Below are 15,540 nucleotides of genomic sequence, written 5' to 3'. Positions count from 1 at the left end.
CTGAGCGGCTCTGAGTTCCCGGCCGGGGCCCCCTTCGGCGGGCCCAGGCTGCGTTCTGGTGCGCGCGCACGATCGTGGAGTCGACCGAGACGATCCGCTCCGGGTCACCCTCGGCGTCGGCCTGGGCGAGCAGGGCGGTGAAGACCCGCTCCCAGGGTGACCACCCGCGGCTGCGCCCAGAGCCGGTCGCGGCCGCTCAGTCCTGCGCCGCCGCCACGGCCACGGCCGTCGCCAGGGCGGCGGCGATCAGCCAGGCCAGCGCCGGCAGGCCCATGGTGAGGGCCTGTGGCCAGCGCCAGGCCAGCAGCCGCGCACCGGCGCCCCAGGTGAGGAGGAACAGCGGGACCAGGATCACCGTCTGGATCCTCCATGCCTTCAGGAACGCCCCGGCCAGGCCGCCGGCCAGCAGCGCCGTGCCCGCCGCGACCAGCAGCCCGATCCGGAACATCAGGGCCCACGGCGCGGTCTGCGGGTCGGTTCGGTGCCCCTGGTGGATGACCTCGGCCACCCGGCCCCGCCAGAAGCGCAGTTCCACGGTCGAGCCAACGTCCACCGCGTCGTAGAACGACTCGTCGACCGTGTAGGTGCGGCCCGGCGCGTTCTCCCGGAGAACCGCGAGGCGGTACGAGGTCGAGTCGCTGTCGGTGTCCACCCACTTCTTCGTCACCCGGCCGCTCTCGGGACGCAGGCAGTCCGCCTGTGCCACCCCGTCGGCCGTGGCACGGCAGACAGGTGCGTCGAGGTAGGCCCGGCCCTCGTCGTAGGCATCGTGGTAGCGGACGAAGCCGAACACCACGATCGCCAGCCCCAGCACGGTGATCAGGCCGCGCAGCACCTGACCCGCCGCCGGTCCGCGCCACGGGCGCCGGTCCCGCGGGCCGTCCGCCTTCCCCATGGGCCCCTCCTCCCCTGCCGGAGCATGCCATTGTGCCCCGGGCCTGGGGGGGCGGCCGGTGCCCTCGGGCCGCCGCCAGGGCGACGGGACCCGGTCCGCACCCTGACAGGGTCCGCCCTGTGGGCCTTTGCCGGGTGACGCTCCCCCGGCCTCCGGCCCGGAGGTGTCCCCGTCGCGGTGGCTCCCCCGCCTGCTTGGGATGCGCGCACCCCCCGACGATCTCCGCCAGGCACGGCGCGCCCTGGTAGCGGTGCGTGCCGAGCGGGCCGCCTTCCTGGCCGGCCTGCCGCGGTGGGACGGCGACCTGGCCGCCGCCCGGCAAGGGGTGAGCGAGGAGCAGCACGCCGAGTCCTCCCGGCTGGAGGAGGCCGAACGGCAGGCCGCCCACGCAGCCACGGGGCACCCGTTCCGGGCGCAGCTCCCGGTCGGGGACCGGGAGCTGCGCCCGCACCCGACTCATGCGCATCGACGACACGGCCCCGGGCGCGACGGCGCAGCGGCTCCCCGGGGCGACCCCGACGGCGGACAGGCCGACGGGCCCGAAGGCGCCGACCACCACCGAGCGGTGACGGGCGCCTTCGGGCGTCCGTCTTCTCCTGGTCGACGTGGATGTCCAGGAGCGAGCTGCCCATGATGCCCGGGCTCCGGATCGCTTCGCCTACGAACACACCTGCGCCTGACGCGGGCCCCGCCCAGCCGAAATCCCGTTGGTGACGCCCCGTCGGATCGGCACGGTCACGGGCATGGCCATCCCGATCGTGCTCGACATGGAGACCGGCGACCCCGACGACGTCTTCACCCTGTGCGCCCTCGCGACCCATCCGTGGGCACGCCTGGTGGCCGTGACGCTCACGCCCGGAACGGACGAGCAGGTCGGCGTCGTCAAGCACCTCCTCGCGCGCCTCGGGGTGAGCGCACCGGTCGGCGCGCACCGGCCCGGCGCCGACGTGACGGCGGTGTCGGCCAGGACGCGACGCTGCTCACGGGGGCACCGCCGAAGAACCCCGGCACGCTCCTGGAACGGAAGCCGAACGTGCGCATCGCCGGCTGGGTCGCCCAGGGCGGCTTCGATGGACAACCAGCAGTCGCCGGCGCAGCGGCGGGCCCGGGGGCGAGCCCGGGTGCCGGCCCGGCAGGGCGGCCCTGCGGCTGGACGGACGACCGCCCGGCGGCACCCGGCCGCCGGGGCCGTCAACCGGCGCCACAGGCCCACCTGGCCCGACAGCGCACCAACCACCACCGGGATAACAGGGGCGCGCAGAGGGATGTCGGATTTTCCGGCCCCGGCGACGGGCCGGTTGAGCTGCACCGATGCCGTCGACCGCCCGGGTCCGGGGTGCCGGCATCGGGAGCCGCATCGGGAGTCACAGCAGGAGCTACGGCAGGAGTCGCGTCGGGATGGCGCCGGTGCTGTCGCGGTCGGTGTCGTTGCGCACGGCTTCCGCGAGGCCCCGCGTTAGGTCGGGCACGTCGAAAGGGGTTCCGCAGGATCTCTTCCTGCGCCTTCGTCAGCGCGCGCATGTGGGGAGACGAGCGTGCCGCACACCGCTCTGGGGCGATACCGCCTCTCGACGCGGGTGAGCCCCGGACGGCTGCTGGGCGGTAGTCGTCCGGGGCTCACCCGCACCTTCCGGTTCCGGCTGTCAGCTGACCGTCGGGACGAACGGCCGGCACGAGCCGTTGGGTCCGGCGTACGGGTCGGTCCAGTCGTAGTTGAGCAGCTTGCTGCCCGTCTGCGGGCCGACGATGCCGTCCTGCTGCAGGTTGCCGTACACGTGCGCCTGGAAGTCCCGCACGGCGCCGTCCGTCTTCGGACCCCACTGGCTGTCCTCGTCGATGGTCGGGCTGCTGCCCGCGCGCAGGTAGTCGTTGACGAGGTGTTGCACGCACCACACCCCGGTGCCCGAGGTGGTGTGGCCGTAGCCGAGCCAGGGTGCGGTGGTCGACGCCTGCGCGGTACCGGTCAGCCCGACCGTGGCGAGCGTGAGGGCAGCGGCGGCCACGAGACCGCGGCCGATGACATTCTTGATCATGTGGGTTCCTTGGGTGGTGATGGGGAGGATCGTTTCGTGCGGCCACGGACGGACCGGCGAGTCCGCCGTTGTCGGCCGCCGTCGCGTGATGGCAGCTGGGCCCCGGGGCCGACGATCTGACGGCTCGTCGTTTTCCGGTCGGCCGTCAGGCGGCGGGCGTTCGCTGTTCGGGCCTGTGGCCGCCTGCGGAGGTGTCACGGCGAAGGGCGGAGCCGTCAGCCGTGGGTGGGCAGCACGTCGTAGCAGCTGCTGACCGGAAGGCCGTACCCGCTCTGGGGGTTGTTGTTCTTGGAGATGTCGATCTGGAGCGCCTGCCAGAGCTTGTCACCGGTGTCCGGCCCGACGATGCCGTCGGCCTTGAGGCCGGAGTCGTGCTGGAACTGCTGGAGCTGGGCGAGCGTGTCCGGCCCGAACGAGCCGTCGACGGGCCACACGTGCGCGCTGCTCCAGGTGGCCCAGTTGATGCCGACCTGCACGCAGTAGACCTGGAAGCCGTTCTGGCCCTGGGTGATGTAGGACGCGCCCGGGGTCGCGTCGGCCGTACCGGTGCCGGCGGTGAGGGCGGCGCCTGCCAGGGCGGCGGTGGCCAGGGTGGTGGCGATGCGCTTGCGGAAAGTCATGACGTGGCTCCTCCGTAGTCGCCGCTCGCTGCGTGGGCTGCGGGCGGGCCGGCTTCGCAGGGGATGACGGGTGGCGCGGCTGCGCGGTGCGACCATCGGCATCCCGGCGCCGGGCTTGATCATCGTGCGGTCCGGTCGGCCCCACCCGCGACGGTTCGGCGTCTCAACACGTCCCTCCCCCGTCCCAACGGCCCGTCCCACCGAGCTCACCTGCGGACACTCCGCGGGCCTTCCCCCATCTTGAGACGGCCCCAGGCCAGTTGAGCCCTCCCGGCGGCCGGTTCGCCCCGGTGCGCGCGGCCGCCACGGCCTCACCGCGCCGGGCCGGCATCCGAACACCACCCCGCACGACCCGATGCTTCTCAACCAACCGCAAACCCTCAGCCCGGGCGGAAGGCCGGGTCGTCGCCGAGGCCAGTGCGGTTGGCGGGGCCGGCGGCCCGCCCTCCCCGGCCCCGGCCCCGGCGGCGGAGGCCCCCGCCGCGGTGGTGAACTGGGGCTCGGCGCGGTGGGCGCGCAGCTCGGTGATCCGGCCCACCACCCGGGCATCGTGGGACGCGACGACTCAGCGGAACGCCGCCGCGCCGCGGCCGAGGGCTCCGCCGCGGGGCGCAGCGGGCCGTAGCGGGGCCAGCCCGGGTCGCCGCTGCCGGCGAAGGTGGTCCAGGCGCCGTGGACGCGGGCGGCGAGTGCGGTGGGTGCGGCCGCCGGAGATCCGAGCGTGGGCCGCCGCCATGCGCGCCGTGCCGGTCTCGAACAGGGCCGCTCCGAGCCGGGCCGAGCGCAGTTCCGCCCGGTGTGTCGTCGGGGCGGGCCGTGCGGTGGGCGGTGAGGGCACCGTGCGGGTCGGTGTGCAGGCGGGCGGCGAGGGTGAGCAGGTCGGCTTCGGTGGTGGGTTCCAGCGCGTCCTGCGGTGCGAGGGAGAGGTGGGCCTCCCGGGTGTTGGTGCCGATGGGCAGGTCGACGTCGCGGGTCGGTCCGTGGGCGAGGGCATCAGCCAGCTGGACGGGCAGGACCAGGCCGAACGGGCTGAGCCCGGCCAGCGGGTCGGCGGCGGTCGCGGTGCGCAGGCCGCGCACGGCCCCCGCCGGGGTCTCGACGAGCGGATCTTCCTGTCGGGGCACGGGGGGTAGGTCCTTTCGGCGGGCTCAGGGCTCAGGGGTCAAGGGTCAGGACAGGCGGGAGAATCCGGCCCACTGCTTGACGGCGAACGTCGGCCCGCTGCGTGCGACCCGCACTCGTTGGTCCGCGGGTTCCAGAAGTCGGTTGCCGGCCGGTGGCGTTGCTCCTGCCACGCGCCCCTTCGCCCGACCAGGTGCTCGTCGTGTGCACGACCCCCGCCGACTCCGCCTCCGAGCAGGCCCTGGCGCTCCTCGCGCGGGCGAGCGCCGCCCGCTCCCCTCCCCCGGGGACCGCCTCGGCTGAGGCCGTCGAGGCCGTGTGGCCGGCCGGTTCTCCGCCTGCCGCCGCTGACTCGACCCAACCGAGTCACACCGTTCCACGACCTGGTCAGCCAGAAGCTCGGGCAGGATCCGGCGTTGGAGCGAGCGGCAGAGAGCGCACCTGCCGACGGCGCGTCCGTCCGGGAGCCGCAGTACACCTGATGCCCCTGTGCGCGCACGGGCGATGGCGTGTGCGCGGTGGGAACGAAGGGGTGTGAATCGGGTACTTAGGCTGAGCCGACCTCACCGAACGGGCCGCCACCAGGCCTCGATCCACCTGACGGGAACCCCTGAATCCTGTGAACCCCCTGAAGAAGCTGCACTCCGCGCTGATCTGCGTCGCCCTGGCCCTCGGGCTGGTGACCGGTCTCAGCGGCACCGCGTCGGCCACCAACTACCGAATCGTCGACTGGGACATCTCCCGGGTCACCGACGGCGGCCAGGAGCACGCCGCTCGGTACTACCACGCAGTCGACGGCCTGCACCAGAACACCTACGGGAACGCCACCCACGAGAACGCGGTCATGCAGACCACGACCGACCCCTCCCGGATCGTCCAGATCCGCATCCGCGACACCGGCGGCAACGAGCTCGTCTCCCTCTACTTCTGGGCCGACAACCTCTACCTGGCCGGCTTCTACGCCCCGTACGGCGGCGACGCCGCCTCCGGCCGGCACCACTTCTCCTTCGCCGACGGCCGCGACATGGGGGCCTCGCTCGGCGTCGGCACCCGCAGCCTGGTCCGGACCGGCAACTACACCAGCCTGCCCGGCGGCAACAACCGGGAGAACCTCCGGATCACCCCGGCCACGCTCTACAACGCGGCCTACGTGCTCGGCCACGCCACCGGCTACAACGACAGCGTCGGCGCGTCCCTGCTGCTCATGATCCAGGCGTTCTCCGAGGCAGCCCGCTTCGGCCCGATCTTCTCCCAGGTCTACAACAACATCTACAACCACAACGAGACCCCGCTCGGCCGGGACCTCGCCGGGCTGGAGAACCAGTGGGACGAGATCTCCCGCTTCGCCCACGACGTCCGCCGCAACGGTTCGTCCTACCTCAACCTCTTCGGCAACACCGTCCGCAACTTCAACGACCTGCGCACCCGGCTCTCCTTCGTCGAGGTGATGGGCTCCGTCGCCCAACTCTGATCCCTGATGGAAGGAGTCCTGGCCGGCCCGCTCCGCGCCGAACAGCACGGCCTGTCCGGCCGTCGGCTCCCGGTAGCCGTCAGCCGCGATGGCGGAGACGGGTCAGGCGGCCCGGTTGCGGGGGAAGCGGGTCGCGCTGGAGTCGTCGAGTCCTTCCAGGAAGCCCCAGGACGCCGACACGGCACCGGCCGGCCCCAGCCCGACCCGGGGGCGGGGCACACCACGGCGTCCTGGCCGGCGGGCTCGCCGGCGGGGGCCTGCGGGCCGGAACGGATCCTCGGGGGTGACGGCAGCGGCGCAGCAGTGAACGGGGCGGCGGCCGGGGTCGAGCCCGGCGCGAGGCGGGACCGGGCGGGGGCGGACGAGGAGGACGACGGCCCGGGCAAGGCCACGAGGCCGCTGGGACGGGCCGGACGTCGACACCGTGCTCGGAAAGCACGAAAGACCCGACGGAGAAACCCTGCTGATTCCGTATCGATCATCAGCCGGGAAGCTCGGCCGTCGACAGCCACCGACAGCCGCCGGGCCGGGGGCTGCTGTCGGTGTTTCCGGGGGGTGCCTCTATGGGGTTCGTCAAGGAAATCGGGCTGCGTTCTGGAGCCGTGGGCGGGCAGCATGGTGGGATGCCGGATCTGCTGTGGGACGACGTCAGGAACTTCTTCGACCCTGACGTGATGGGTGCTCTGCCGGATGTGTTCGTGGAGGGCACCTCGGCGGCGGACTGGCAGGCGGTGTTCGATCTGGTCCGCTCGGATGGTTGGGCGTGGGAGTTCACGGAGGGCGGAGTCGCCGGGCCGTTGCCTCTGGCTGTGGAAGTACTGACGCGTCCGGCCGATGCCGAGACGGTCGAACTGCGGGTGTGGCCGGTCCCGGGCGTGCTGGCGATCTTCCGTCCGTGGTCTGCCGAGGGGATCGACTTCGATGTCGACCTCCGCGAGCTTCAGGGCCAGGAGGGAGTGGACGTCCTGTGCGGGCTCCTGACCGCGGTCGGCCGCCGGCTGGGCAAGCCCGTGGTCATGACCGCCGAAGGCGACTACGGGCACCCGGTGCTCGGGTTCGATCCCGACGCAGACCGCGTGCTCCTGATGGCGGACCCGCAGTTCAGGTGACCGCTTCGGCGGGCCGGGACTCGTAGAAGGTGCCGTCGCGGAGCATGGCGAACAGGACGTCGACTCGGCGTCTGGCCAGGCAGAGGAGGGCCTGGGTGTGGCGTTTGCCCTGGCCGATCTTCTTGTCGTAGTAGGTGCGGGAGGCCGGGTCGCCGAGCGGGGCGAATGCGGCCAGGAAGAATGCCCGTTTCAGCTGTTTGTTGCCCCTCCGGGAGGGTTGCTCGCCGCGTATGGAGGATCCGGAGCTGCGGGTCGCGGGGGCAAGGCCGGCGTAGGAGGCGAGGTGGGCAGCGGTCGGGAACGCGCTCGCGTCCCCGACGTCGATCAGGACGCGGGCGCCGGTCCGGGTGCCGATGCCGGGCATGGAGGTCAGGATCTGCGACAGCGGGTGTTCGTCCAGCAGTTCCTGGATCCGCTTCTCCAGGAGCTTGCGCTGGTCGAGGACGGCCCGCAGCGAGCCGGCCAGGCTCGGCACGATCAGCGCGGCCGCCTCGGTGCCCGGGACGACCACGGTCTGCTCTACGAAGAGCCTCCCAGCACGCTGGTGGTCCTGCCTCTATCAGCGGTCTACCGATGCCTCCGGCCCGGTGACACCACCCCCCGGATCATGCGAACTACAGGGGGGAACAGTCATGCCGGACCGGAGGCCGGGAGCCCCGTTGCGGGGCCACCAAGAAGGTAACGGGGGCTGGCTCCGGCTGCGGTGGTGTCAGGGGTGGGGGCTATGGTCCGTGCACCCGTTCATCGCTGGAGGGATGAGCCACCGATGGTCCGTGTCACGCCGCCGCGCCCGGTCGACATCGCCGCCGTCTTCCCGGAGTTGGCGCCGCTCGCCCGGCAGGCGATCCGGCTGCATCCGCGCCCGGGCGCACCCGGCGTGCGCGACAGCTCGGTCGGCGGGCCGCTGCTGTGGCCCGCCGGTGAGCCGTGGCCGGTCTGCGCGGGGCCGCACCCGGAGGAGCACGACGGCGGGACCGCGGTGTCCGTCGCCGACGTCCGGCTTCGGCGGGCGCTGTACGGGACGACGGGCCGCACGGCGGCGCAGGACGCGGCGCTGGAGGCCACCTTCGCCGGGCACCCGTGGAGCGGGCGGCCGAACGCGATGCTGCCGGTCGCCCAGCTCTACGCGCGGGACGTACCGCTGCTGCCGTGTCCTGGGGACGCCGATGTGATGCAGGTGTTGTGGTGCCCGCTGGAACACGACCCCCAGTGGGCGCCGGCGCCGAAGGTTCTGTGGCGCTCCTCCGCCTTGGTAGGTGAGTTGCTGACCGCGCCGCCGCTACCCGCCGAGGTCGCCGGGCACGGCGAGTATCTGCCGGAGCCGTGCGTGTTGCACCCCGAGGTGGTGACGGAGTACCCGGCCCCGCTGGAGCTGGCGGACGGCCTCGCGGAGCGCATCGAGGGCTGGTGTGAGGGCTGGTGCGCGCGGGAGTTGGCCGGTACCGACCCGCTGTACCGCAATATCGGGGAGTACCGGGCCTACTACCGGTTCGAGCTGGCGGTGGCCCCCGGGTGGAAGGTCGGCGGCTGGGCCCCGTGTGCCTCCATGGACCCGTACACGGCGTACTGCGAGGAGTGCCGGGCCGTCATGCGGCCGTTGCTGACCATCGACCCCGACGTCGTGGGTGGCGGCGGCTGGGCCCCGTCGAGGACCGGCGCCTCGACTTCGACCTCGGGACAGCCATCGGGCGCGGCAACGTCCTGCAGCTCTACCGCTGCCCGCTCTCCCTGGAACACCCGTGCGTCGAGGTGGTGCAATGACTTCCGTCCCCCGGCCCGGGGCCGGGCGGCCGCGAGCCGGCCGGGGAACTCGGCGGGCGGTGTCCGTCGGGGTCGGTGTCAGGTGGGGTGCGGTGTCAGGTGGGGGCCGGTGTGGTGTGGAACTGGCGGGCGAGGTAGTCGAACCAGGTCCGGTGGAAGGTGGCGGCCAGTCGGGAGGCGGGGGCGATGAGGTCGAAGGCGTGGTAGGCGCCGGGGTAGAGGTGGAGCTCGACGGGGACGCCGTGGGCGCGCAGGCGGGTGGCGTAGCTGAGGTCCTCGTCCCGGAAGCAGTCGAGGTCGCCGACGGTGATGAAGGTGGGCGGCAGGGCTTCGAGGTCGGCGGCGCGGGCGGGGGCCGCGTACGGGCAGACGTCGTCGGTGCCGGCGCGGTCGCCCAGGATCGCCTGCCAGGCCAGGAGGTTGGTCGAGCGGTCCCAGATGCCGATGTCGGTGATCTCGTGGCTCGACGCGGTCCGGTTGCGGTCGTCGAGCATGGGATAGGTCAGTGACTGGAACAGGGGTGTCGCGCCGCCGCGGTCGCGGACCAGGAGGGCGGTGGCCGCCGCGATGCCTCCGCCGCCGCTCTGGCCGGCGATGCCGATGCGGGTGCCGTCCAGGCCCAGGGCGTCCGCCTCGCGGCCGAGCCACTGGTAGGCGGTGAAGCCGTCCTCGGCGGCGCCGGGGGCGGGTGTCTCCGGGGCGAGCCGGTAGTCGACGACAGCGACGGCGCAGCCGAGGCTCGCGCCCAGTCGGGTCAGCCACGGGTCGTCCTGGGCGGCGAAGCCGAGGACCTGTCCGCCGCCGTGGAACCAGAGCAGCACCGGCAGCGGTCCCGGCGCGGCCGTGGGCCGTAGCAGGCGGACCGGTACGTCGGGGCCGTCCGTTCGGCTCGCGAGGTGTTCCTCGATGGTGACCGACGGGTCGGCGGGAAGGCTGTCGGCGGCCGCTTCGGCCTGGGCGCGGAAGGCGGCGCGCGTCGTGGCGAGGTCGGTCAGGTCGAAGGCGCCGTTGGGGGTCATGGGGACCGCGTCGAGGGCCAGGCTCAGTTCCTGGTCCATCAGTCGGCGGGAATCGGGCATGGGTGTGCCTGCTCTTCGGGGGGACGGTTCGGACGGTTCGGATGGTTCAGAGGGTTCAGAGGGTTCGGACGGTCAGGCCTGTTCGGACTGGTTCAGGCCGGTTCGGAGGGTTCAGGGGCGGAAGGCGTCGATGACGACGATGCCGGTGGGCCCGTACGTCTCCAGGGACTCCAGGACCTCGCTCGCCTCGTGGAGGCCGACGGTGCGCGAGACGATGCGGCCGGGGCTGAGCCGGCCGGCGGCGATCATGTTCAGCATCGTGCCGAAGCGCTGGCCCTGCATGCCGAAGGCGCTCAGGAACTCCAGTTCCTTGACCATCATGACGTCGACCGGCAGCGCGACGTCCCCCTGTTCCGCGGCGGTGGTGTGCCCGAGTTGGAGGTGGCGGCCGCGGGTGCGCAGGGAGAGCACGGAGTTGCGGCAGGCGGCGGCGATGCCGACGGCGTCGACCGACACGTGCGCGCCGCCGCCGGTGAGGGTCTTCACGGCCTCGACGGGGTCGGTCGCGGCCGCGTTGACGGTGTGGACGGCGCCGAGCGCGCGGGCGGCGTCCAGTTTGTCCTGCGTGATGTCGATCGCGATGACGTTGGCGCCGGTCGCCGCGGCGATCTCCACCGTCGACAGGCCCATGCCGCCGCCGGCGCCGTACACCGCGACCCATTCGCCGCCGCGGATCCGCGCCTGGTCGACGACCCCGTGGAAGGCCGTCATGTAGCGGCAGGCCAGCGCGGCGACGTCCACGAAACCGACGCCCTCGGGCACTTCGACCAGGTTGACGTCGGCGAAGCGGACCATGACGTACTCGGCGAAGGCGCCCCAGTAGGAGACCCCGGGCACGAGTGCGTCGACGTGGTCGCAGACGTGCTGGTTGCCGCTGCGGCACATCTCGCACGAGCCCTCGCCGGGGTTCATCGGGAAGATGACGCGGTCGCCCTCCTTCCACCCCCGAACCTCGCGGCCGACCTCCACGACGGTGCCGGCGAACTCGTGGCCGAGGACGAACGGGGCCTCGACCCGCGGTCCGCCCGTCCAGAACTGCCCGGCCCACAGGGCCCAGTCGGTCCGGCAGATCCCGTTCGCCCCGACGCGCACGATCGCGCCGTCCGGCGGGCAGACGGGGTCGGGCACGTCGCGGAGGACGAGCGGCTTGCGGAGTTCCTCGATGACTGCGGCGCGCATGGCGCGGCCTCCTCGTGCTGGGGGGAGAAGTTGCGGGAAGCGGTGGCGAGTTGGGGGAAGCGGGGGTGAGTCGGGGGGAATCGGGGAGCGATCGCCCGAACGTCAAAAGTCCACCGGTTCAAGCGGTGGACCTGAAAGCTAGCCGTTTGCCCGAAAACATGTCAACCGCATAAAGTGGTGGACATGGAGAGCAGCGTGGAGGACACGGGCGGCAAGGACGGCGGCCGCGAGGGACGCCAGCGCGCCAAGACCGACTTCCGCTTCGACGACGCCCGGCTGTGCTTCGCCTTCGCCGGCACCCTGGCCGACCGCGGCACCGGCACGCCCTTCGAACGACTGGCCCGGCCCGAGGACTTGAGCCGCTGGGCCGTGCAGAGCGCCTGCACGACAGCCGCGCCGCCCTGCACCGAAGCCGACCTGAACCACGCCGGGCAGCTGCGCGAGGCGATCCAGCGAACCGGCCGCGCCCTGGCGGACGCCGTCCCGCCCTCCCCCGCGGACATCGCGCTCGTCAACCGCGCCGCCGCCGAGCCGCCCCCGAGGCCCGAACTCGCCCCCGACGCGGCCACCGTGCGCCGGCACGGCGACTCGATCGCGGCGGTGCTCTCGATGGTCGCCCGGGACCTGATCGCCCTCTGCGCCTCGGAGCACCGCACCCGCGTCCGTGTCTGCGGCAACCCCGGCTGCGGCGCCCTCTTCGTCGACACCTCCCGCGCGGGCGCCCGCCGTTGGTGCTCGATGAAGACCTGCGGCGCCCTCGTCAAGAAGCGCGCCTACCGGGCCAGACTGCACACGCCCGCCGACGACGCCTGACCGGGGCTCCCCGGCCGCCTCCGCGCTCCGGAGCTGCCCGGCGGCGGCGCCGGGGTGTACCGGCCCGCCGCCCATCTCGCGTACACCGCGGGCACGGGCTACCAGCGGCGCCGGCTGCGGGCGTTCGCGATCGACGGCGTCCACGACGCCAGACGGCCCTGCCGCTCCTTCGCAGGAGTGGCAGGGCCGTCTGGCATCATCGGCGAGGCTACGAAGCTACGAAGTCGTCGGGATGTAGTCGTGGCAATAGCCCATGACGCCCAGCGGATTGATCTTCCAGTACGAGTTCCACAGGGCGGTGCCGGTCCTGGGCCCGACAACGCCGTCGATGTCAAGGCCGTTGCCGTACGCGCGCTGGAAGTCCTCGACCGTGCTCTTCGTGTCCGGCCCGAAGTCGCCGTCCACGGCGATCCTGTGGCCGAGGCCGACACCGTTCAGGAAGGCCTGGACACACGAAACCGCAGGTCCGTGCGACCCCTTCTGCACACAAGGGGCGCTGGTGGAGGCCTCGGCCGTTCCGCTGAGGCCGATGACCACGGACAGCGACAACGTCAGGCCCGCAGCGACCCGTGCTATTGCGCGCGTGCTCTCAGTCGCCACGGACACGGCTCCTTGACCGGGGCCGCCGGCCCACCGAACGGCGTGCACGCGCCGGCGCTCCACCGCCGCAGGTTGAACGCCCACAACTTGGACGGCCTGAGGACCTGCCCCCGGAGGCAGGTCCTCAGGCCGACGGGAGCGGCCGTTCACGCGCCCGTGAGTGGCGGGGCCGCGTCCGGGGTGCGAGGGGAGTTGAAGGTGAAGGCGCGTGGGGAGGGGCCGTTCTGGCGCAGGTCGGCCAGTCGTTCCAGGGCCTCGTCGATGTCCGGCAGGTGTCCGGCCGGGACCCACCACAGGACCAGGTGCGCCTCGACGTTGCGTTCGAACCACTCGCGTCGGCGCCGCATCGCCTCCAGGTGCCCGCTGCGGTAGGTGAACTCCCACAGCGCCTCCTGGCTCTCCCAGACCGACATGTTGACGACGACGTCCTCGCCCGCCGGGCGCAGGGCGCTCGCGTCGTCCGTCCCGTCCGCGGTGAGCCGCCAGACGAAGCCGGGGGCGGTGTCGGCGGCAGCGTTGATCGGGGAGACCATCTCGACGAACGGCGCGATGCGCGGGTCGTCGACGGGGTGGCGGAGCGTGGCGACGTTGAACTGGGCGAGGTGGTGGGAGGTCATGGCGCCATCCCAGCACGGGCCTTCTTTCTATGTCAATCAGTATTGTTTTTAGAAGGCTCGACCACCACGCAGCACTCCCCCGGCCGGGCGTCCATCCGGGCACGGAGGGTGCCGTCCGCGCCGAGAAGTCCCTCCAGGAGGGCGAGGTTCATGCCGCAGACCAGGGGCGGGAAGCGCTCGGCGACGGAGTGGAAGGGGCAGTTGCGCATGCGGATGGCCCCCTCCTCCAGGCGGGGTTCGTACCCGCGGGCGGCCAGCAGCGCGACGGCCTCGTCGAGTCCCCCGCAGGGCGCGGCCGCTCCGCGCTCGGCCTCCCCCCTCCGCCGCGCGGCTGCGCGCAGCCCGTCGTCCAACCCGGCCCGCTCGGCGGCCTCGGCGAGCAGTTCGGCGGCTGTCCGGTAGTCGCGCGCGGGCAGCGACACCCCCAGCTCGGCGCGCGTGCGCGTGTACACCTTCGCCGGCCGCCCCGCCCCCGGCCCCGACCGCCCGGTGAGCCTGCGACTGCCGCTCTCCAGCAGCCCGGCCTCGACCAGCTTCTCCAGGTGGTGCGCCGCCAGTGTCCGCGCCACCCCGACGGCCTCCGCCGCCTCGTTCCGGCCCACCTCGCGGCCCTGGGCCGACACGTACTCGTAGAGGCGGCGGCGCACGGGGTCGTGCAGGGCGGCGATCGCTTCGATGTGCTCCATGCGGCCATTCTAGGAACAATGGCCATTGGAGATAGAGGGGCTGGTCGCAGGGGCCGGCGGGCCCGGGCGAACGCACCCGGCGCGCCGACGCGGGCACAGGCACGGGCACGGCAGTCGGCGACGAGGCTGCGGAGGCTGCTGTCGATCAGGACGGTCCGGATGCGTCCGTCGGGACCGGGCGTGTCGTCGGCGTGCGTCAGGCCCGTGGGGAGAACGGGCCCGGTTCGTCCTCGCCGAACAGGTCGCGCAGGAAGCGCTCGGGCCGGTTCACGAAGGCGCGGGTCAGCGTGACGGGTTCGGCCTGGTCGTATCCCACCTGCTCGACGGTGCCGTCGGCTTCGAGTTGCAGGATCCGGGCGCCGGGGAGGGCGAGCAGGATCGGCGAGTGCGTCGCGATCACGAACTGGCTTCCCTGGGTGATGAGTTCGCGCATTCTGACCATCAGGGCCAGGCAGCCCTGTACGGAGAGCGCCGCCTCCGGCTCGTCGAGGACGTAGAGGCCGTTCGGCCCGAAGCGGTGGAGCGCGAGGTCCAGGAACGACTGGCCGTGGGAGCGTTCGTGCGGGGAGCGGCCGCCGTAGGCGGGCAGCAGCGGGGTCGGGCCTTCGCGGTCCAGGCGTTCGATCTCGGTGGCGACGTTGTAGAAGCTCTCCGCGCGCAGGAAGTATCCGGTGCGCGGGCGCCGGTTCCAGCGCAGCACCAGGTGCTCCCCCAGGACGGACTCGCTGGAGCGGGTGGCGAAGCGGAAGGACTTCGACCCGCCCTCGGCGTTGAACCCGGCGGCCGTGGCGATCGCCTCGATCAGGGTGGACTTGCCCGAGCCGTTGTCGCCGACCAGGAACGTCGCCCCGGGCGCGAACTCGATCCGCCCCGACTCGGCGAGGCGGGCGACCACGGGCAGGTCGAACGGGTAGCCGCCGGCCTCGGGGCCCGGTTCGACCTGGACGTGACGCAGGAACCCCGGGGCGAAGACACTCATCGAACGATCGTAGGCCGGGGCACCGACACCGGCCGCCGGGCGGCGGGGTCGGCCCTCGCCGCCCGGTGCAGCGGGAGACGAGGGGCCGGGGCGCATGTGCCCGGCTACGTCGCGGGCCCGGCCGTCGCCGTCGCCGTCGCCGCGCGCCAGGTGGCGATGACGTCGGCCGCCTTGGTCTCGAAGTCCGGGTCGCGCCAGGCGCCCGGCATGCCAATCACCGCCGGCAGCTTGAAGTCGCCGTGCTCGCGGTGGGTGACCCGCACGACGTCCCCGGAGTCGGGGCGGTTGCGGTTCTTCCCGACTGCGACGTTGGTGACGTCCGCCCAGGCGAACCGCTTGCGGGAGCCCAGGGCCCCGGTCCACCAGATCTCGCGCTCGTCGAAGCTCACGCTGCTGAACACCTGGAGGAGTCCGCCGATGCCGCGCCGCCCGCCCACGCCCTACGGGTCTAGGGCCTGTCCGGCGGATCTTGGCAGATCAACGCGCGGCGTTGGGCGCCCGGCTGGGCGTGCGCCCGAGTCGGCCTCGTACTGGACGTACTTGGGCGATTCGGGCGTGCGTCCAGGCGGGATGCCC

General features: G+C 73.0%; 13 protein-coding genes and 1 pseudogene. 3 read left to right on the top strand and 11 right to left on the bottom strand.

Annotated features, from left to right (window positions below):
• Window positions 1-196: 196 nt before the first annotated feature.
• The 3 genes from ACFXPX_RS26940 to ACFXPX_RS26930 all read right to left on the bottom strand — a co-directional run bounded on the left by ACFXPX_RS26940 (window position 197) and on the right by ACFXPX_RS26930 (window position 3,548).
• Window positions 197-895 (bottom strand): hypothetical protein, encoded by a 699-nt coding sequence (locus ACFXPX_RS26940; protein ID WP_380643706.1) that lies wholly within the window; start codon window positions 893-895, stop codon window positions 197-199.
• 1,643 nt (window positions 896-2,538) lie between these two features.
• Window positions 2,539-2,928: a peptidoglycan-binding protein gene (locus ACFXPX_RS26935; RefSeq protein ID WP_380525952.1), complete on the bottom strand. Its 390-nt coding sequence runs from the start codon at window positions 2,926-2,928 to the stop codon at window positions 2,539-2,541.
• Window positions 2,929-3,143: 215 nt separating this feature from the next.
• Window positions 3,144-3,548, bottom strand: a complete 405-nt coding sequence (locus tag ACFXPX_RS26930; protein ID WP_380643704.1) for a peptidoglycan-binding protein — start codon at window positions 3,546-3,548, stop codon at window positions 3,144-3,146.
• 1,741 nt (window positions 3,549-5,289) lie between these two features.
• On the opposite strand from ACFXPX_RS26930, the gene ACFXPX_RS26925 reads away from it, so the two are divergent.
• A complete protein-coding gene (locus tag ACFXPX_RS26925; protein ID WP_380525958.1) occupies window positions 5,290-6,141 on the top strand; it encodes a ribosome-inactivating family protein in 852 nt (283 codons plus the stop codon).
• A gap of 623 nt (window positions 6,142-6,764) precedes the next feature.
• Window positions 6,765-7,250 (top strand): hypothetical protein, encoded by a 486-nt coding sequence (locus ACFXPX_RS26920; protein WP_380525960.1) that lies wholly within the window; start codon window positions 6,765-6,767, stop codon window positions 7,248-7,250.
• Here the strand turns inward: ACFXPX_RS26920 and ACFXPX_RS26915 are convergent.
• The 3 genes and pseudogenes from ACFXPX_RS26915 to ACFXPX_RS26905 form a co-directional block, all read right to left on the bottom strand.
• Window positions 7,243-7,770: pseudogene (locus ACFXPX_RS26915) on the bottom strand (transposase); the annotation flags it as partial. The gene ACFXPX_RS26920 and the pseudogene ACFXPX_RS26915 overlap by 8 nt on opposite strands.
• 1,336 nt (window positions 7,771-9,106) lie before the next feature.
• On the bottom strand, window positions 9,107-10,090 hold the full coding sequence (locus ACFXPX_RS26910) for an alpha/beta hydrolase (protein WP_380643701.1): 984 nt from the start codon (window positions 10,088-10,090) through the stop codon (window positions 9,107-9,109).
• 111 nt (window positions 10,091-10,201) lie between these two features.
• Entirely contained in the window at window positions 10,202-11,269 is a 1,068-nt protein-coding gene (locus ACFXPX_RS26905; RefSeq protein WP_380525966.1) for an alcohol dehydrogenase catalytic domain-containing protein, read from the bottom strand.
• 183 nt (window positions 11,270-11,452) lie between these two features.
• On the opposite strand from ACFXPX_RS26905, the gene ACFXPX_RS26900 reads away from it, so the two are divergent.
• Window positions 11,453-12,082, top strand: coding sequence for a CGNR zinc finger domain-containing protein (locus tag ACFXPX_RS26900; protein WP_380643699.1), 630 nt, complete (start codon window positions 11,453-11,455; stop codon window positions 12,080-12,082).
• A 216-nt stretch (window positions 12,083-12,298) separates the two neighbouring features.
• Here ACFXPX_RS26900 and ACFXPX_RS26895 read toward each other — a convergent pair whose 3' ends face one another.
• From ACFXPX_RS26895 to ACFXPX_RS26875, 5 genes are all read right to left on the bottom strand, one after another.
• Entirely contained in the window at window positions 12,299-12,682 is a 384-nt protein-coding gene (locus tag ACFXPX_RS26895) for a peptidoglycan-binding protein (protein WP_380643696.1), read from the bottom strand.
• Between the two features lie 146 nt (window positions 12,683-12,828).
• On the bottom strand, window positions 12,829-13,299 hold the full coding sequence (locus tag ACFXPX_RS26890) for a DUF3291 domain-containing protein (protein WP_375896432.1): 471 nt from the start codon (window positions 13,297-13,299) through the stop codon (window positions 12,829-12,831).
• A 32-nt stretch (window positions 13,300-13,331) separates the two neighbouring features.
• Window positions 13,332-13,985: a helix-turn-helix transcriptional regulator gene (locus ACFXPX_RS26885; protein WP_380643693.1), complete on the bottom strand. Its 654-nt coding sequence runs from the start codon at window positions 13,983-13,985 to the stop codon at window positions 13,332-13,334.
• A 196-nt stretch (window positions 13,986-14,181) separates the two neighbouring features.
• Window positions 14,182-14,964 carry an AAA family ATPase gene (locus ACFXPX_RS26880; protein WP_380643691.1) on the bottom strand — a complete coding sequence of 261 codons (783 nt, stop codon included), beginning with the start codon at window positions 14,962-14,964 and terminating at the stop codon, window positions 14,182-14,184.
• Window positions 14,965-15,068: 104 nt separating this feature from the next.
• Window positions 15,069-15,401, bottom strand: a complete 333-nt coding sequence (locus ACFXPX_RS26875) for a hypothetical protein (RefSeq protein ID WP_380643689.1) — start codon at window positions 15,399-15,401, stop codon at window positions 15,069-15,071.
• Between the last annotated feature and the right edge of the window lie 139 nt (window positions 15,402-15,540).

Source organism: Kitasatospora sp. NPDC059146, from assembly GCF_042786665.1.
Taxonomy (GTDB): domain Bacteria; phylum Actinomycetota; class Actinomycetes; order Streptomycetales; family Streptomycetaceae; genus Kitasatospora.
Note: the sequence above shows the minus strand (reverse complement) of the source record. Positions and strands in the feature narration are given on the sequence as shown.